Annotated in this window: 14 protein-coding genes; 7 read left to right on the plus strand and 7 right to left on the minus strand. The window is 70.4% G+C overall.

Translation table 11 applies throughout. From position 1 onward, the window contains the following. The 6 genes from VED21_RS30785 to VED21_RS30810 form a co-directional block, all read right to left on the minus strand. Window positions 1–1,478: peroxidase family protein (locus VED21_RS30785; RefSeq protein WP_324889352.1), on the minus strand; the 1,478-nt coding region annotated here is incomplete at its 3' end. A gap of 419 nt (window positions 1,479–1,897) precedes the next feature. Next, window positions 1,898–3,388: a matrixin family metalloprotease gene (locus VED21_RS30790; protein ID WP_324889354.1), complete on the minus strand. Its 1,491-nt coding sequence runs from the start codon at window positions 3,386–3,388 to the stop codon at window positions 1,898–1,900. A gap of 99 nt (window positions 3,389–3,487) precedes the next feature. Next, complete coding sequence (gene rsmA, locus VED21_RS30795) at window positions 3,488–4,342, minus strand: 16S rRNA (adenine(1518)-N(6)/adenine(1519)-N(6))-dimethyltransferase RsmA (RefSeq protein ID WP_324889356.1); 855 nt, start codon at window positions 4,340–4,342, stop codon at window positions 3,488–3,490. Window positions 4,343–4,394: 52 nt separating this feature from the next. Continuing rightward, window positions 4,395–4,595, minus strand: coding sequence for a hypothetical protein (locus VED21_RS30800; protein WP_324889358.1), 201 nt, complete (start codon window positions 4,593–4,595; stop codon window positions 4,395–4,397). 230 nt (window positions 4,596–4,825) lie between these two features. Continuing rightward, window positions 4,826–5,677, minus strand: a complete 852-nt coding sequence (locus tag VED21_RS30805) for an alpha/beta hydrolase (RefSeq protein ID WP_324889360.1) — start codon at window positions 5,675–5,677, stop codon at window positions 4,826–4,828. A 63-nt stretch (window positions 5,678–5,740) separates the two neighbouring features. Further along, complete coding sequence (locus VED21_RS30810) at window positions 5,741–6,649, minus strand: lytic transglycosylase domain-containing protein (protein ID WP_324889362.1); 909 nt, start codon at window positions 6,647–6,649, stop codon at window positions 5,741–5,743. Between the two features lie 211 nt (window positions 6,650–6,860). Between VED21_RS30810 and VED21_RS30815 the strand changes: the two genes are divergently transcribed. From VED21_RS30815 to VED21_RS30825, 3 genes are all read left to right on the plus strand, one after another. After that, window positions 6,861–9,125 (plus strand): hybrid sensor histidine kinase/response regulator, encoded by a 2,265-nt coding sequence (locus tag VED21_RS30815; RefSeq protein ID WP_324889364.1) that lies wholly within the window; start codon window positions 6,861–6,863, stop codon window positions 9,123–9,125. 82 nt (window positions 9,126–9,207) lie between these two features. Beyond that, window positions 9,208–11,613 (plus strand): penicillin acylase family protein, encoded by a 2,406-nt coding sequence (locus VED21_RS30820; protein WP_324889366.1) that lies wholly within the window; start codon window positions 9,208–9,210, stop codon window positions 11,611–11,613. Continuing rightward, window positions 11,610–12,827, plus strand: coding sequence for a threonine ammonia-lyase (locus VED21_RS30825; RefSeq protein ID WP_324889368.1), 1,218 nt, complete (start codon window positions 11,610–11,612; stop codon window positions 12,825–12,827). Before VED21_RS30820 ends, VED21_RS30825 begins: the two co-directional genes overlap by 4 nt. 129 nt (window positions 12,828–12,956) lie before the next feature. Here the strand turns inward: VED21_RS30825 and VED21_RS30830 are convergent, their stop codons facing one another. Then, the gene (locus VED21_RS30830) at window positions 12,957–13,436 is read right to left on the minus strand and encodes a flavin reductase family protein (protein WP_324889370.1); all 480 of its coding nucleotides are present in this window, start codon (window positions 13,434–13,436) and stop codon (window positions 12,957–12,959) included. Window positions 13,437–13,612: 176 nt separating this feature from the next. Between VED21_RS30830 and VED21_RS30835 the strand changes: the two genes are divergently transcribed. The 4 genes from VED21_RS30835 to VED21_RS30850 form a co-directional block, all read left to right on the plus strand. Then, window positions 13,613–14,713, plus strand: a complete 1,101-nt coding sequence (locus VED21_RS30835) for a flagellar motor protein MotB (RefSeq protein WP_324889372.1) — start codon at window positions 13,613–13,615, stop codon at window positions 14,711–14,713. Between the two features lie 216 nt (window positions 14,714–14,929). Then, a complete protein-coding gene (locus VED21_RS30840) occupies window positions 14,930–15,664 on the plus strand; it encodes an arginyltransferase (RefSeq protein WP_324889374.1) in 735 nt (244 codons plus the stop codon). Window positions 15,665–15,899: 235 nt separating this feature from the next. Next, on the plus strand, window positions 15,900–16,439 hold the full coding sequence (locus VED21_RS30845; protein WP_324889376.1) for a TRAP transporter small permease subunit: 540 nt from the start codon (window positions 15,900–15,902) through the stop codon (window positions 16,437–16,439). Window positions 16,440–16,458: 19 nt separating this feature from the next. Beyond that, window positions 16,459–17,828: TRAP transporter large permease subunit (locus VED21_RS30850; protein ID WP_324889378.1), on the plus strand; the 1,370-nt coding region annotated here is incomplete at its 3' end.

Below are 17,828 nucleotides of genomic sequence, written 5' to 3' on the forward strand. Positions count from 1 at the left end.
GCGTCGTTGCGGCGCCGCTCGACGAAGACGAACACGTCGTCCTGGATGTGCTCGGTGTCCGTGTTGCGCAGGATGATGTCGGCCAGCGTCGTGTTCTCGATCTCGGCCAGCGTTTCCTTGTCGAAGCCCTGGTTCTGGTACCAGAGGCGGTCGCCGTCGCGCAGGGCCTCGAACTGGTCGGCGATGATCCGCTGGAAGGTCGGGCCGACGACGGCACCGTCCGCGTGCCCCTCGGCCAGACCGCCGGTCCACAGATCGACCTCGTCGATCGTCTTGAAGGCCTGTTTCAGCGCCGCCACGGTGGCCGCGTCGCCGGTGATATCCGCGAAGTCGTCGTAGGGCTTCATGCCCAACGCCTCGCGGGTGCCGTTCAGGGTCTCCAGCCCCATGTCGCGGCCGCGCTGGATGTTGATGGCGGCAAGGTCGCTGGCCACCGGCGGGTCGAACAGGAAGTTGCGCAGATCCTCGACGATGCGGGCGTCCATGGCCTGCGACAGGTCGGCCGCCAGATGCCGCAGAAAGCCGTCGGCGCCGGAATGCGCGGCGAACGCGGACGGCTGCATGAAGAAGGTGTCGCGCAGTTCGCTGGCCGGCCCGACCACCTGCCCCTGCTCCCCCAGCCGCTCCGTCTCGGCCGAGACCATGGAGTGCCCGAAGCGGAAGGCGGCCCCAGCGAACTCCGCGGTGATGCGCGGATCGACGGAGGGATCGTAGCCATCGTATTTCGATAAGGCGCCGGGCCCCAGCAGGTGCGGCAGGAACTCGGCGTGGGTGATGTGGGCGATTTCCGCCGTCACGATGGCGCGCGCCTGATCGTACAGCTGATCGCCGGTCAGGTCCGGGTCTTCGGCCTTCAGCCGGTCGACCTGATAGTTGTGCTCACGCACGAACAGCGTCTGCAACGCGGTCAGCGACGGGTTCTCCGCCGCGCGGCTGTCGCCGCCCAGGTACTGCCCGTCGGCGATGGGCAGGTTGTCGCCGGACGACGTCTTCATGTGCCCGTCGGGCAGGCGCAGGCGCGCCGCCATCGCGGCCGTGGAGCCGTAGACCATGGAGGCGTCTTCCCACCCCGTCACCGCGTTGACGGCAATGGCCGGGGTGCCGGTTCCGACGCCGCTGTCCGGGTCGGTCTCCACCCGGGTCAAGGGGATCGTGCCGCCGGACGGCAGGTCCGGGTCGCCGTCGGGGATGGCGACGTCGATGCGCGTCATGCCGTCGGACACCGTCTCGCTGATGTCGTGGTCAACGAACTGGCCCCAGGCGTACATCATGCCCGAGACCCCTTCCAGGTTGCCGACGGCCGGGTCGCCCTCCCCGACGACGAGGTTGCTGACCGTGCGGGGGTTGGGGCCGCCGACGAGGGTCGAGACGCCGTCGGCGTAGCGGGCATCGGCGATGCGCGTCAGCGCGGAGCCCGTGGCGTTGAAATCGGGATGGGCGCGGCTGTTGTCGGAGCCGTCGAAGGTGCGAATCTGCATGGTGTGCCCCTCCAGAGCCCTTCTCTGGCCGGGCCGGGTCGGGTGGCGTGGCGGACGTGCGGCCCGGCGCGGGCGCAAGGATTGCGGTTCGGCCTCAGGCAATGAGACCGAGTGACCGCAACAGGGCTGGTTGAGGGCGCTGCCGTGTCGGCACGAAAGGCCAAATGACAGGCGCCGTCGTTATGAACAATTGCGAGCGTCAGGCAAAGCCAGAGCGTCCGCCGCAAGGATTCGGCGAGCAAAACGCCCCGGAGCTGACATGGTGGCATCGGGATTGAGCCGACACCATCTTGTAGACACCATAGACAGGCGCGCCGATCATCTCTCAGCCTCTTACGGCCAGAGCGCGGCGCATTCAGGAGAGTAGCCGGTGTCCCTTCAGGCAGGCCCCACTATGGCTAAGGGCATTCCCGCCACCCTCACCCCGTCACGAAGAAGCCGTCGTGGACCGCGGACGGCGGCACGCCCAGCAGCGTCACCGTGCCGCCGCCGGCGAGCGTAATGACCGCGTTGCCGTCGGCGGAGCCCACGGTCCAGGGCGCGGCGGCGGCCGTCTGCATGGTGTCGCCCTCGGCGGCGTTGAAGTCGGCCACCACGTCCTCGCTGCCGGCGAGGAAACGGTCGGCCCCGGCACCGCCGTACAGCGTGTCGACGCCCAGGTTGCCGGCCAGCACGTCGTCGCCGGCCTCGCCGAGCAGCAGGTCGTCCCCTTGCCCGCCGAACAGCGCGTCGGCGTCCGCGCCGCCGTAGATCCGGTCGCCCGCCATGTTGCCGTACAGCGCGTCGGCGTCGTCGCCGCCGAACAGGACGTCGCCGTCCTGCCCGCCGAACAGCGTGTCGGCCCCGGCGTCGCCCTGCAGCGCGTCGCTGCCCTGGTTGCCGAACAGCGCGTCGGCGCCGCCCGCGCCCGTCACCGTGTCGCTGCCGGCGTTGCCGGTCAGCGTGTTGGCGCCGTCGTTGCCGGCCAGCGCGTCGTTGCCGCCGCCGGCCACGGCGTTCTCGATCAGCGCGCGCGCGTCGCCGTCCGGCAGATAGGCGTTGGCGACGTTGCCGCGCGCCAGCGTCGACAGGTTGGTCTGGTCGAGCCGCGCCAGCTGTGCGGTGGAGAAGGTGCTCCAACCACCGGGCATCAGGTTGACGGTGACGGCGGTGGTGTAGGCGGACAGGTCGTAGGTGTCCGTGCCGCCGCCGTCCCAGGTGGTCTCGAAGATGATCCCCTGCCCCGGCGCGAAGCGGTACAGCGTGTCGCCCGCGTTGGTGGCGAAGTTGGCGCCGTACAGCTTCTGGATCGCGGCGATGTCGTCGAGCATCGGCCCCTTGGCGAAGGAACCGGGCTGCACGGTGATGCCGGTGCTGAGCGACGCCTCAGGAAACGAGCGGTAGCTCATCACCGTCAGTTCCATGGCGTCCAGGCTGGCGTCCGCCACGCCGCCGGAGCCGAACTGCGCCGCCTCGTGCGGGTGCTTCAGGCCCAGCGAGTGGCCGATCTCGTGCACCGCGGTGAAGAAGTCGTAGTCGCCCGGCGTCCATGCGGCGTCGCCGGACAGGCGCGTGCCGAACCATGTGTCGCCGCCGATGTCCGATCCCGACGGGTAATAGGAATGCGCGGTGCCGACGCCGCTGGTCCCGGCGAAGCGCAGGTCGGCCACCGCCGCCGGCTCCGACGCCGGAACGAAGTTCAGGTTCGCGACCTTTGCCCACGACGCCAGCGCCGCCGCCGTGGCGCCCTGCTGCTGGGCGTTCAGCGCGGTGAACCCGGTGAACGGCTCGCTGCCCGCGGAATAGTCGGTCCACCGCGACGCCGCGGTGGGGAAACCGTAGGTGAGCGTCGCCGTGTCCCACTTCACGCCTTCCAGCAGCGTGTCGATGGCGGGGTTGCCCGTCTGCCCGACGATGGTCGTGCCGGCCATGGCGCGTGTCCTTTCTTGGTCTTCGTGCACGGCCGAAGCCGCGGGACAGCGACGTTAACCAAGAAGCCGTGGCATTATTGCGGCAACTGCGTCCCCGGCCTACGCCCGCTTGCCCACACCGGCCGCGTGCGCCCGCGCCAAGGCGGCGAAGCCCGGCACGTCGATCTCCTCGGCGCGCGCGGTGGGCGTCAGGCCGGCCTCGGCCAGCAGGGCCTCGGCGTTGCCCAGCGACTTGAGGCTCTGGCGCAGCATCTTGCGGCGCTGGCCGAAGGCGGCGGCGGTCACCGCCTCCATGGCCGCCCACTCGGCCGGCTCCGGGTTGGCGCGCGGCGTCAGGTGGACCACGGCGGATTCCACCTTGGGCGGCGGGGTGAAGGCGCGGGGCGGCAGGTTGAACTGCACGCGCGCGTCGGCGCACCACTGGGTGATCACCGACAGCCGCCCGTACGCCTTGGTGCCCGGCCGGGCGACGAGGCGGTCGGCGACCTCCTTCTGGAACATCAGAGTCAGGCTGACGTATTCGGTAATCCGCTTCAGCCAGCCGATCAGCAGCGGGGTCGCCACGTTGTAGGGCAGGTTGGCGGCGATGGCGCGCGGTGCCGGGGCGATGTCCACCGGGTCGACGTCCAGCGCGTCCGCCTCGATGATGGTCAGCCGGCCGTTCGCCGCGTCGACGAGGTCCTGCAGCGCGGCGATGAAGCGCTGGTCGCGCTCGATGGCGATCACCGCCTTGGCGTTGCTGGCGACCAGCGCGCGGGTCAGGCCGCCGGGGCCGGGGCCGACCTCCACGACGGTGACGCCGGTCAGGTCGCCGGCGGAGCGCGCGATGCGCCCGGTCAGGTTGAGGTCGAGCAGGAAGTTCTGCCCCAGCGCCTTGCGCGCGGCGAGGCCGTGCTGGGCGATCACGTCGCGCAGCGGCGGCAGGCTGTGGGGATCGAAGGCGGCGTCGGTCATGCCGCCCTTATAGGACGCCCGCGCCCGCTCGTCACGGATCAGTCATCACGGATCAGTCGTCACGGCGCACGATGCGCACGGTGGACCGTCCCGAAAGCACGGCGGCGACCACCGCCACCACGATGGCGATCGGCAGCGCCACCGCGAGCGCCAGCAGCACCCCCGACGTCACCAGCAGCACGAGGCCGAGCACGATCCCGACCAGCACCGCCATGCCGACCGCGCCCAAGGCGCCGGACACTTGTCGTGCCATGCCGATCTCCCTATTATCGGAGGGTGAGCAGCCAGGGTTTCCCCTGACTGCCCACCTGTCAGGCTATTTCAAGGGCGATGTGGATCGTGACTCCCATCGCCCTTATTTTCACCCACAGGGTCAGACTGAGCTTTCGCATCGTCTTTCCCTCCGAATAGCCGGCGGCGGAATTGCCTCCGGCGCGATCATCCTAACGTATTCTTTTCAACCGGGCGATGCGCCGATGCGCCTCAGCCCTCCTCCAAAAACGCGCGCACGATGGCGATCTGCTCGTCCGTGCGCAGCGAGGGCGCGTGGGCGGCGTGCGGCACCTCGACGACACGCGCGCCGGGGCCGCGGCGGCTCATCTCCTCCGCCGTCTCGGGCAGCAGCAGGTCCGAATCGGCGCCGCGCAGCACCAGCACCGGGCAGCGGATGCGGTCCCACACGCCCCACATGTCCACGTCTGCCACCGGCTGGGTGGTGAAGGGCTTGGCGATGCCGGGATCGTAGGCGAGGCCGTAGGTGCCGTCGGGGCGGCGGCGCGCGCTGTGCTCGGCCATGTGGCGCCATTCCTCGTCCGGCATGGTGCCGAACCCCATGAGGACGAAGCGCAAATAGCCTTCCACCGCCGCGATGTCGTCGAACACCGGATCCTTGCCGACGTAGTCGGCGATGCGCTGCAGCCCTTCCTTGGCAACCAGCGGCCCGACGTCGTTGATGACCAGCCGGCGGATGGGCGTGTTGGGCTGTGCTGCCAGGATCATGCCCAGCAGCCCGCCCATGGAGGTGCCGACCCAGTCGACCTGATCGACCTCCAGCCGCGCGACCAGCGCGGTCAGGTCGGCCATGTACTGTGGATAGGTGTAGAAGTCGGGGTTGGCGAGCCAGTCGCTACGCCCGCGTCCGACCACGTCCGGGCAGGCGACGCGCCAGCCGTCGGCCAGCGCCAGGCCCAGCCGGTCGAAGTCGCGGCCGTTGCGCGTCAGCCCGTGCACGCACACCGCCGTACGCGGCGCGTCGTCCCGCCCCCACTGCGTGTAGGCGACGCGGTGGAAGCCGGCGGCGCTGAGGCCCAGGTAGCTGCGTTCGGACATCGGCATGGCGCCGCCCCTCCCATTTATCGAGTTCGCGGCAGTGTACGCGTGCGCGTGCCGGCGCGAAAGTCAGCGCGGAAGCTCGGCCGTCTGCTTCGGCAGGCGCGGCGACGGCTCCGCCGCCTTGGGATCGTAGGGGTGCGCCGTGGCCGGATACAGCCGCCGCACCAGCTGCACATAGGCCTGCGTCTCCGCGTACGGCGGCACGCCGCGGTATCGGTCCACCGCCCCCTCCCCGGCGTTGTAGCCGGCCAGCGCCAGCGTGACGTCGCCGCGGAAATAGGCCAGCAGCCAGCGCAGGTACTTGATGCCGCCGCGGATGTTGTCCTGTGCATCGAAGACGTCGCGCACGTCGAAGCGATCGGCCGTCTCCGGGATCAGCTGCATCAGGCCGGCGGCTTCCTTGGGCGACACGGCGTCGGTGCGGAAGGCGCTTTCCACCTGGATCACCGCCAGGACCAGCGCCGGATCCAGCCCGTACTGGGGGGCAAGGTCGCGCACCATGCGCACGATCTCCTCCGGCGGTGCCACCGGGGTGCGCGCCGGACCGGCGCCGGGCCGGCAGTAGGGGCGGATGTGGCCCATGCGGCCGGGCACGTACTTGACCAGCTTCTGCGCCTGGGCGTGGCCGCGGGTGGCGGCGGCGCGCAGCCACGCGGTGCCGACGCGCTGGCTGCGTGCCACGCCGTTGCCGAACAGGTAACGCCGCGCCACGCGGTAGGCGGCCCCGGCGTCGCCGGCCTCCGCCGCCTCGCAGTCGGCGGCCAAGGTGCCGCTGCGCGGTGGCGGCGGGGTTGCCGGCAAGGCCGCGACCTGCGCCGCGCGGCCGGTGCCGCGCTCGCCCGTCCCGCGCACGACGGTGACGCCGTTGGCGCGCTCCACCGACGCGCCGCCGGGGCGCGTCTTCGCCTCGGCCGGAACAGCCAGGGCGAGCACGGCGGCGGCGAGGATCGCCAGCGGCTTGACGGTGAACGGCATAATCCCCTCGAAACACGAACCCGGCCGGGAGTATGGGGGCGCCCCGCCGCCCCGGCAAGGCCGCCACCGGCAGGCGGGCCCCGCCCCCGACCATCGCCCTACTCCGTTCGGGCGTCTTTCGCCATCCATAGCAAGCGTGGCAGCGTGGCCGAACCCCCAGCGCGGCGCTGGGACTTATCGCCATCCCTGCCCGCCACCTCTTCGCGCGTTGATGCCCGGTCATTACGATCCCCTTCTGGTCGCGCTGTCGTTCGTGGTCGCCGTGTTCGGCGGCTACGTGGCGCTCGACCTCACCGCGCAGGCCCGCACCGCCGAACGGCGGCGCAGCCTGTGGCTGGCCGCCGCCGCCCTCGCCTTGGGCGTCGGCATCTGGTCGATGCACTTCATCGGCATGCTGGCGCTGCGGATGGACACGCCCGTCTCCTACGACATCGGCCTGACGGCGCTGTCCTTCGCGCTGGCGGTGGGGGTGTCCGGCGCCGGGCTGTTCGCCGTGGCGCGCACCGTGCCCCGGCGCTTCACGCTGCCGGTGGCGGGCACGCTGACGGGGCTGGGCATCGTCTCCATGCACTATGTCGGCATGGCGGGCATGCAGATGGCGGCGCGGCTGGCCTACCACGGCGGGCTGGTCGCGGCGTCGGTGGCGATCGCCGTCGCCGCCTCGACGGCCGCGCTGTGGCTGGCGTTCCGCGCCACGCGCCTGTGGCACCGGCTGGGCGGGGCGCTGGTGATGGGGCTGGCGGTGGTCAGCATGCACTACGTCGGCATGGCGGCGGCGCACGTCGAACCCCACGGGCATGCGGCCGTGGACACCGGCGCGGGGCTTGCCCTGTCGACGCCGCTGCTGGCGGAGATCACCGGGGCGGGCGCCCTGCTCCTGCTGTCGCTGGCGCTGGCCTCGTCGCTGGTCGACCGCTGGCTGGCCGCCGAGAAGTCGGCGGAGCAGGAGGCGCGCTACCGCGCCATCGTCGACACCGCGGTGGACCCGATCGTCGTGGTGGACGAGATGGGCATCATCCAGTCCTTCAACCGGGCGGCCGAGACCACGTTCGGCTACACGGCCGCAGAGATGGTGGGCGTCAACGTCAAGATCCTGATGCCCGACCCGCACGGCCCCCTGCACGACGGCTACCTCGCGCGCTACCGCCGGACCGGCGAACGTCGGATCATCGGCATCGGACGCGAGGTGGAGGGGCGGCGCAAGGACGGTTCCACCTTCCCGCTCGACCTGTCGGTGGCGGAATGGCGGGCCGGGCGGCGGCGCTTCTTCACCGGCATCATGCGCGACATCACCCGCCGCAAGGTCGCCGAGGACGCGCTGCGCACCGCCAAGGAAGAGGCCGAACTGGCGCGGGAGGAGGCGCTGCGCGCCAAGGACCGGGCCGAGCGCGCCGACCAGGCCAAGACCAAGTTCCTGGCGGCCGCCAGCCACGACCTGCGCCAGCCGCTGCAATCGCTGTTCTTCTTCGCACACGCGCTGTCGGACAAGCTGCAGGGGCACCCGACGGCCGACCTGCTGGCCAGCATGACCGAATCCCTGGATGGCCTGAAGACGCTGTTGGACAGCCTGCTCGACGTGTCGAAGCTGGACGCCGGCGTGGTGCGGCCCAGCGTGACGGAGTTCGCGCTCGGCCCCCTGCTGGACCGGCTGGCCAACGAATACGCGCCGCGCGCCGCGGATGCGGGCCTGCGCCTGCGCTTCGTGCCGACGCGGGCGTGGACGCGCAGCGACCCGGCGCTGCTGGAGCGCATCGTCCGCAACCTGATCGAGAACGCCATCCGCTACACCGAGCGCGGCTCCATCCTGCTGGGCTGCCGCCGGGCCGGCGGCACGCTGCGCATCGAGGTGGCGGACACTGGAATCGGCATCCCCGAATCCAAACACGAGGAGGTGTTCCAGGAGTTCACGCAGCTCGCCAACCCCGAGCGCGACCGCCGCAAGGGCCTCGGCCTCGGCCTTGCCATCGTCAAGCGGCTGGCGGCGCTGCTGGGCCATACGGTGACGCTGCGCTCCCGCCCCGGCGTCGGCAGCGCCTTCGTGCTGACCGTCCCGGCGGTGCACCCGCGCGCCATGCCGCGCCCGGCCCGCAAGGCGCCGACACGCGCCGCCGGCAAGGGGCTGGTGGTGGTCGTGGACGACGACGCCATCATCCTGCTCAGCATGCGCGCGATGCTGGAGGAGTGGGGATACGACGTGGTCGCCGCCATGTCGGCGGACCAGGCGGTCGATTCGTTGCTCAGCCTCGGCCAGCAGCCCAACCTGATCGTCGCCGACTACCGCCTGCGCGAGGGGCGCACGGGCCTGCAGGCGATCCGCGACATCTACGGCGTGTGCGGGGTGCGCGTGCCCGCCGTCGTCCTGACCGGCGACACCGACCCCGAACGCATCGCCGAGGTGCAGCAGAGCGGGCACACGCTGGTGCACAAGCCCATCTCGCCCACCATGCTGCGCGACATCATCACCGCCGCCGCGTGACGCCGCGACGGGGGTGTGCGAACCTTTGCGCCGGGTTTCCACGCCCCATCTCTTGGAAACGGTTCACGAGCGGCGGTTCGGCATGCGGCGTGTCTTTCGCGGTCTGGGTGTGATTCTGCTGGTCCTCGTGCTGGCGCCGGTGGTGCTGGCCGGCGGCGGCTGGCTGTGGCTGAAGAACGAGCTGCCGCGGCACGAAGGCACGGCCACCGTGCCGGGCCTCCAGCGCCCGGTACAGGTGCTGCGCGATGCCGACGCCGTGCCGCACATCTTCGCCGCCACGGAGGAGGACGCCTATTACGCGCTGGGCTACGTGCACGCGCAGGACCGGCTGTGGCAGATGGAGATGATGCGCCGCGTCGGCTCCGGCCGCCTGTCGGAGCTGTTCGGCACCCGCTTCGGCGACTGGACGCTGCGTTACGACCGGCTGATGCGCACGCTGGGCTTCTACGCCCAGGCGGAGAGCAGCGTGCAAGCCTTGTCGGCCGAGGTGCGGCAAGCCTTCGACGCCTACGCCTCCGGCGTCAACGCCTACCTCGCGACGCGGCGGGAGGCGCTGCCCATCGAGTTCCAGCTGCTGCGCCACACGCCGGAGCCGTGGAAGCCGGCCGACAGCATGGTGTGGGCCAAGCTGATGTCCCTCCAGCTGGCCGGCAACTATCGGGAGGAATTGACCCGCGCCCGCGTGCTCCAGCGTCTGGGGCCGGAACTGGCGGAGGACCTCTACCCGCCCACCGCCGCGGCCGGGCCGGTGACGCTGGCGGCCGACCTGGACGCCCTGCCCTTCGAGCGCATGCTGGCCGCCCTGCCGCCGCCGCTGGGCTTCGACCAGGCATCCAACGAATGGGTGCTGGCCGGCACGCGCACCAGCACCGGCAAGCCGATCCTCGCCAACGACCCGCATTTGGGGCTGGAGGCGCCGATCCTCTGGTACCTCGCGCGCATCGTCACGCCGACGTTCACGATTGCCGGCGCCACCGCGCCCGGCGTGCCGTTCCACCCGCTGGGCCACAACGGCCATGTCGCCTGGGGCTTCACCAACACGCACAGCGACGTGCAGGACCTGTTCGTCGAGAAGCTGGACCCGCAGGACCCAAACCGCTACCTGACGCCGGCCGGTGCCGAGCCCTTCGCCACCCGCAAGGAGACGATCGCCGTCGCCGGCCAGCCGGACGAGGTGCTGACGGTGCGCCGCACGCGGCACGGTCCGGTGCTGAGCGGCCTGGACGGCAACGACGACGCCACGCCGCCCGGCCACGTGTTGGCGCTGGCCTTCACCGGCCTGGGCGAGCGCGACACCTCGGCCGAGGCGCTGTACCGCCTGAACCGCGCCCGCTCCGCCGCCGAGGTGCGCGAGGCGCTGTTCCTGCATCAGTCGCCGCAGCAGAACGTCGTCTACGCCGACACCGAAGGCGCCGTCGGCTTCATCGCCCCCGGCCTCGTCCCGGTGCGCCGGAAGGGCGACGGGCGCGTGCCGGTGCCGGGGTGGACGGGCGAGTACGACTGGACCGGCGTCGTCCCGTTCGACGCGCTGCCGCAGGCGCAGAACCCGGACTCCGGCCAGTTCGTCAACGCCAACAACGCCGTCGTCGGGCCCGACTACCCGCACGTCCTCACCGTCGACTGGCCCGATCCCTACCGCGCCACCCGCATCGCCGAACTGCTGCGCAAGGACCGCCACACGGTGGAGGACGTCGTCGCCCAGCAGATGGACAGCGTGTCGCTGGCCGCCCGCGACCTGCTGCCGCTGATGCTGGCCGCCCCGGTCACCGACCCGCTGGCCAGACAGGCGGTGGAGCGGCTGAAGGCCTGGGACTTCGCCATGCGCCGCGACCGGCCGGAGCCGCTGCTGTTCGAGGCGTGGCTGCGCAGCCTGTCCCGCGCCCTCTTCGCCGACGAGTTGGGGCCGCTGTTCGGCGAGTACTTCTGGAACCGCCCGCGCACCGTGCACCACGTGCTGTCCACCGCCCCCCGCTGGTGCGACGACGCCGGCACGCCGGCCGCCGAAACCTGTGCCGACATGCTCGCCCGCTCCCTCGACCGGGCGCTGGGGGAGTTGAAGGAGAAGCACGGCGGCGACATCGCGGCGTGGCGCTGGGGCGACGCGCACGTGGCGCCGCTGGCGCACGCGGTGCTGGGCCGGGTGCCGGGGCTGGGGCGCCTCGCCAGCCTCGCCACGCCGACGGACGGCAGCACCACCACCGTCAACCGCGCGACCACCCGTTATTCCAACACCGAGGCGCCGTTCGCCGACGTGCACGGGGCGGGGTACCGGGCCGTGTACGACCTCGCCGACCTCGGCAACTCCCGCTACGTCATCGCCACGGGGCAGTCGGGTAACCCGTTCTCGCCGCATTGGGGCGACTTCGTCGCGCGCTGGCGCGACGGCGGCACCGTGCGGCTGACCGGCGACCCCGGCACGCTGGCGGCGCGCGGTGCGCGCGAACTCACGCTCCAGCCCGACACCCCCAGCGGAGGCCGCACGCCATGACCAGCATCACCTTAGAGGACGTGCGCGCCGCCGCCGAACGGCTGGACGGCCGCATCGCCCGCACCCCGGCCGAACCGGCGCCGCGGCTGTCCGAGATGGCCGGCTGCACGGTGTTCCTGAAGCTGGAGAACCAGCAGCTCACCGGCTCCTTCAAGGAGCGAGGCGCCCTGAACAAGCTGCTGGCGCTGAATGATGCCGAGCGCACGGCCGGCGTCGTCGCCATGTCCGCCGGCAACCACGCGCAGGCGGTGGCCTGCCACGCCCAGCGGCTGGGCATCGCCGCCACCATCGTCATGCCCAGCTTCACCCCCTTCACCAAGGTCGAGCGGACAGAGAGCTTCGGCGCCCGCGTGGTGCTGGAGGGCGAGACGCTGAGCGAGGCCGCCGCCTTCGCCCAGGATCTGGCGGCGCGCGAGGGGCTGTGCTTCGTCCACCCCTACGACGACCCCCTGGTCGCCGCCGGCCAGGGCACCGCCGGGCTGGAGTTCCTGGAGGCGGTGCCGGACCTGGACGTGCTGGTGGTGCCGGTGGGCGGCGGCGGCCTGATCGCCGGGATCGCCGCAGCGGCCAAGGGCCTGAAGCCCGGCATCCGGGTGGTGGGCGTGGAGTGCGCCATGTACCCGTCCATGCGCCAGGCGCTGCACGGGCAGGCGATATCCTGCGGCGGCGTCACGATTGCCGAAGGCATCGCGGTGAAGGCGCCCGGCTCCCTGACGCTGGAGATGGTGCGCCGCCACGTGGACGACATCCTGCTGGTCAGCGAGGAGGCGCTGGAGACCGCCGTCTATCGCATGGTGACCGTGCAGAAGCTGGTGGCCGAGGGGGCGGGAGCCGCGGCGCTGGCCGCCGTGATGACCGAGCCAGACCGGTTCCGCGGCAAGCGGGTGGGCCTGCTGGTGTCCGGCGGCAACATCGACGCGCGGCTGCTGGCGCAGGTGCTGATGCGGGGGCTGGTGGTGGAGGGGCGCGTTGTGCGCCTGCGCATCGGCCTGACCGACGCGCCCGGCGCGCTGGCCAAGGTGACGCGCATCCTGGGCGAGGCCGGCGCCAACATCGTGGAGATCTACCACCAGCGCCTGTTCCACGACGTGCCGGTGAAGATGGCGGAGATCGACGTGATCCTGGAAACCCGCGACCGCCTGCACGTCCAGCAGATCGTCGACAAGCTCACCGGCGCGGGGTTCCCGACGGAGCTGATGGTGGATGTGTCGTAGCCACCAGAAAGAAAATCGTAGGTTGGGTCAAGACCCAACATTCCACGCACAGCAGGCTCGTTGGGTTTTCGCTGGCGCTCAACCCAACCTACGGACAGCCGATATCCGCCTTCCGCGGGAGAAGAAAAACTACCCCAGTTCCTTGTACCCACCGCGGAAGTACAACAACGGCTTGCCGTCCTCGCGGCTTTCCAGGCGGCGGACGCGGCCCACCAGGATCACGTGGTCGCCGCCGTCCAGCATCTTGTCCAGATCGCATTCGATGGTGGCGAGGCAGCCCTTGAGCAGCGGCACGCCGGTCTCCCCGCGCTCGGCCGCCACGCCGTCCCAGCGCTCCTGCAGGTTGCGATTGGCGAAGCGGTTGGACAGGTCCTGCTGGTCGTCGGCCAGGATGTTCACCGCATAGGCCCCGGCGCTCTCGAACGCGGCCAGCGACTGGGACGCGCGGCCCAGGCAGAACAGCACCAGCGGCGGATCCAGCGACACCGAGGAGAAGGAATTGACCGTCACCCCCACCGGCGTTCCATCGGGCTCCACCGTGGTGATGACGGTGATGCCGGTGGCGAAGCATCCGAGGGCGTTGCGGAACGCCCGAGAGTCGATGGTCATAGCGGCCCTGGCTGAACGATGCGTACCAACCGGGAGTAACGCACGGCCGCACGGCGCGCAAGCCGGAACTGCCGGCCGAAAGGGCAAAAGCCCGCGACGGGTGCGTTAAAGGGATCTTAAGGAAGAACGCGCAGGCTTCCGCCGCAGAATCCCGGCCTGGAATCGCGATCCCACGCATGGCAGCCAACCCCGCCGGCACCGAACAGCCAATCATCATCAAGAAGAAGAAGGGCGGTCACGGCGGCCATCACGGCGGCGCGTGGAAGGTGGCCTACGCCGACTTCGTCACCGCGATGATGGCGTTCTTCCTGCTGCTGTGGCTGCTGAACGTCACCACCTCCGACCAGCGCAAGGGCATCGCCGACTACTTCGCCCCGGTCTCGGTCAGCCGCGAGACGTCGGGCTCCGGCGGCCTGCTGGGCGGCCAGACGGTGACGGTGCCGGGCGCGCAGATCTCCCCCTCCTCGCCCATGTCGGCCGACGTGCCGACCTCCGGCCCGCCCGGGCAGGCGGCGCAGGCGCCGGAGGAGGCGGTGACCGAGGTGGGCGAGCCCAACGCGTCGGGTCCAGGCACCGGCGCCGAGATGCCGGCCGAGCAGCGCCCGAACGAAAACCGCATGGAGTACCAGCAGCGCCTGGAGCAGTTGGCCAAGCAGATGGGCGTGCCGGGTCAAAAGCTGGGCGAGAAGCTGGCCGACTTCGCCGAGCGCGTGAGCGAGGCGGTGGAGAACCTGCAGGCGCAGCAGAAGGAAGCGCGCCAGTTCCAGCAGACCGCCAACGAGATCCGGCAGGCCATCCAGTCGATCCCCGAGCTGGAGCCGCTGGCGCAGAACCTGATGATCGACCAGACGCCGGAAGGGCTGCGCATCCAGATCGTCGACCAGGACCGCGTTTCGATGTTCCCCGGCGGCTCCGGCCAGATGTACCCGCAGACGCGCCAGCTCGTCATGCAGGTGGGCGCTGCGCTGGCCAAGCTGCCCAACAAGCTGTCTATCAGCGGCCACACCGACGGCACACCCTTCGCCGCCGGCAGCACGCGCGACAACTGGGACCTCTCTGCCGAGCGCGCCAACGCCACCCGCCGCGCCCTGCAGTCCGGCGGCATCGCCGACAACCGCATCCAGGACGTGGTGGGCCGCGCCGACCGCGACCTGCTGGTGCCCGACCAGCCCGGCAGCCCGCGCAACCGCCGCATCAGCATCGTCCTGCTGCGCGAGACCGCTCCGGCGCCGGCCGCCGGCGGCCAGTCGCCCCAGCCGCAGGCGCCGGGCCGGTAGGCGCGCCGCTTGGCGCTGCCGATGCCGCGGGTTTCGGGATCATCGGTCATCGGCGTCCGGCACATCGACAGGCTGTTGACCGGGCTCAAGTCGCGCTACACTTTGCGTCGCGGCAACGAGGCGATGGAAACGCTGGGGTCACCGGCGAGATCGGCCGCGCGTTCTTCGGGCAGGAGCCGGCTCTGCCGGCCCAGATGCAGGTGCGATAGGGGCTCCATGTCGGTCATCCAGCCGCAGATACGTCCGCTGCAGCAGTTCTTCCGCTCCGGGCCGATGCCCTGCCCCTACCTGCCGGGCCGGGTCGAGCGCAAGCTGTTCACCCGGCTGGCCGGCCCCTACGCGTCGGAGGTGAACTCCACCCTGTCGCGCGCCGGCTTCCGGCGCAGCCACGACATCGTCTACCGCCCGGTCTGCCCCACCTGCTCGGCCTGCGTGCCGGTGCGCATCCCGGTGGCGGCCTTCGAGATGACCCGCTCGCAGCGCCGTGTGCTGCGCACCAACCATGACCTGTCGCTGACCGAGGTACCGGCCGTCGCCACCGGCGAGCAGTACCGGCTGTTCGCCGCCTACCAATCCTCCCGCCACGGCGATTCCGACATGGCGCGCATGGCCATGGCCGACTTCGCCGCGATGATCGACGAGGGGCGCGCCGACACCAGCGTGTTCGAGGCACGCGAGTCCACCGGCCGCCTGCTGGGCTGCATGCTCACCGACCGGCTGTCGGATGGCTTCTCCGCCGTCTACAGCTTCTACGACGCCAAGCAGGAGCGGCGCAGCGTAGGCTCCTACATGATCCTCAGCCTGATCGCGCGGGCGCGGGAGGAAGGCCTGCCCTACGTCTACCTGGGCTACTGGATCGCCCAGAGCCGCAAGATGGCCTACAAGGCACGCTTCCGTCCGCTGGAGGCGCTGGGCCGCGACGGCTGGTACCGCCTGCCCGACCCCGCCTGACCCATTCCGCCTGCCCCGTTCCGCCTTCCGGCGCGCGCCGTCCGACTAAGGGCTTTCCGCAGCTTGCGCGGCTTGGGCGTCGCGGCAATATTGCCTTCGGGGCTTCATCGTTGGTACTACCATGTCCGGATGACCGCGTAGGGTATTCCCTGGGCCGGTGCACACGAAATGGTAACCGGCGACGGGAATAATCGAACGGGCTCAGCCCGTCGGAAGGGAACAGGGAGATCCGCCTTTGACTGCTCTGCTTGGCTTGAGCAGGGTGATCGACGCCATCAACGAGGGCATCGGTCGCCTTGTCTATTGGCTCGTGCTGGTTGCTGTGATCATCAGCGCCGGCAACGCCACCGTCCGTTATGCTTTCAGCACCAGCTCGAACGCCTGGCTGGAGCTGCAATGGTACCTTTTCTCGGCCGTGTTCCTGCTGTGCGCCGGCTATACGCTGCTGCGCAACGAACACATCCGCATCGACGTCGTCATCGGACGGTTCAGCAAGCGCACGCAGGCCTGGATCGACGTCTTCGGCTTCATCGTCTTCATGTTCCCCATGGCCATCCTGATCATGGCGCTGTCCTGGCCGATGTTCTGGGACTCCTACATCCACAACGAGATGTCCAACAACGCGGGCGGCCTGATCCGCTGGCCGGTCAAGGTTCTGATCCCCGTCGGCTTCCTCCTGCTCACCCTGCAGGGCGTGTCGGAGCTCATCAAGCGCATCGCCTTCCTCATGGGCCTGCGTGACGAGCCCGGCGACAAAATGCACGGCCATTCGTGAGCACGGGGGAAACACACCAATGACCGCCTTCCTGATCGAAAACATGGCGCCGCTGATGTTCGCGGCGCTCGTCGTCTTCCTGCTCCTCGGATTCCCCGTCGCCTTCGCGCTGGCCGCGAACGGCCTCGTCTTCGGCCTGATCGGCATCAAGCTGGGGCTGCTCGCCCCCGTCCTGTTCCAGGCGCTGCCCGAACGCGTGTTCGGCATCATGCAGAACGACACGCTGCTGGCCATCCCGTTCTTCACCTTCATGGGCCTGATCCTCGAACGGTCGGGCATGGCGGAAGACCTGCTGGACACCATCGGCCAGCTGTTCGGGCCGCTGCGCGGCGGTCTTGCCTACGCCGTCATCTTCGTGGGCGCGCTGCTGGCCGCCACCACGGGCGTGGTGGCCGCCTCGGTCATCTCCATGGGCCTGATCTCGCTGCCGATCATGCTGCGCTACGGCTACGACCGGCGGATCGCCACCGGCGTCATCGCGGCGTCGGGCACACTGGCGCAGATCATCCCGCCGTCGCTGGTGCTGATCATCCTGGCCGACCAGCTCGGCCGCTCGGTCGGCGACATGTACGCGGGCGCGCTGTTCCCCGGCCTCGTGCTGACCGCCCTGTACGCCGGCTTCATCATGCTGGTGACGATCTTCAAGCCGGAAGCCGCCCCGGCCCTGCCGCTGGAGGCGCGGTCTCTGCGCGGCGTGCAGCTTCTGGTGCGCGTCATCGTCTCGCTGGTGCCGCCGCTGGTGCTGATCTTCCTGGTGCTGGGCACCATCTTCCTGGGCATCGCCACGCCGACGGAGGGCGGCGCCATGGGTGCCGCCGGCGCGCTCATCCTGGCGCTGGCCAAGCGCAAGCTGTCGTGGTCGCTGATGATGCAGGCCATGGACACCACGGCCAAGCTGTCCACCTTCGTGGTGTTTATCCTGATCGGCTCGACCGTGTTCGGCCTCGTCTTCCGCGCGGTGAACGGCGATCTGTGGGTGGAGCACCTGCTGACCGGCCTGCCGGGCGGCGCGCTGGGCTTCCTGATCGTCGTCAACATCCTGGTCTTCGTCCTGGCCTTCTTCCTCGACTTCTTCGAGCTGGCCTTCATCATCGTGCCGCTGCTGGGGCCGGTGGCCGAAAAGCTGGGCATCGACCTGATCTGGTTCGGCGTTCTGCTGGGCGTGAACATGCAGACGTCGTTCATGCACCCGCCGTTCGGCTTCGCGCTGTTCTATCTCCGCAGCGTGGCGCCGCGGTCCGAGTATGTGGACAAGATCACCGGCAAGATGATCGCTCCGGTCACCACCGGACAGATCTACTGGGGCGCCGTTCCGTTTGTGTGCATTCAGCTCATCATGGTCGCGCTCGTGATCGGGTTCCCCGAGATGGTCCTGAGCGGATTGGACAG

It is taken from the genome of Azospirillum sp. (genome assembly GCF_035627195.1).
Classification (GTDB): Bacteria; Pseudomonadota; Alphaproteobacteria; order Azospirillales; family Azospirillaceae; genus Azospirillum.

Bases quoted from the DNA above. Each gene is read 5' to 3' on its own strand.
- VED21_RS30810 (WP_324889362.1), bottom strand. From the start codon at position 6,649: ATGCCGTTCACCGTCAAGCCGCTGGCGATCCTCGCCGCCGCCGTGCTC.
- VED21_RS30830 (WP_324889370.1), bottom strand. From the start codon at position 13,436: ATGACCATCGACTCTCGGGCGTTCCGCAACGCCCTCGGATGCTTCGCC.
- VED21_RS30820 (WP_324889366.1), top strand. From the start codon at position 9,208: ATGCGGCGTGTCTTTCGCGGTCTGGGTGTGATTCTGCTGGTCCTCGTG.
- rsmA (WP_324889356.1), bottom strand. From the start codon at position 4,342: ATGACCGACGCCGCCTTCGATCCCCACAGCCTGCCGCCGCTGCGCGAC.
- VED21_RS30840 (WP_324889374.1), top strand. From the start codon at position 14,930: ATGTCGGTCATCCAGCCGCAGATACGTCCGCTGCAGCAGTTCTTCCGC.
- VED21_RS30805 (WP_324889360.1), bottom strand. From the start codon at position 5,677: ATGCCGATGTCCGAACGCAGCTACCTGGGCCTCAGCGCCGCCGGCTTC.
- VED21_RS30835 (WP_324889372.1), top strand. From the start codon at position 13,613: ATGGCAGCCAACCCCGCCGGCACCGAACAGCCAATCATCATCAAGAAG.
- VED21_RS30800 (WP_324889358.1), bottom strand. From the start codon at position 4,595: ATGGCACGACAAGTGTCCGGCGCCTTGGGCGCGGTCGGCATGGCGGTG.
- VED21_RS30815 (WP_324889364.1), top strand. From the start codon at position 6,861: ATGCCCGGTCATTACGATCCCCTTCTGGTCGCGCTGTCGTTCGTGGTC.
- VED21_RS30790 (WP_324889354.1), bottom strand. From the start codon at position 3,388: ATGGCCGGCACGACCATCGTCGGGCAGACGGGCAACCCCGCCATCGAC.
- VED21_RS30825 (WP_324889368.1), top strand. From the start codon at position 11,610: ATGACCAGCATCACCTTAGAGGACGTGCGCGCCGCCGCCGAACGGCTG.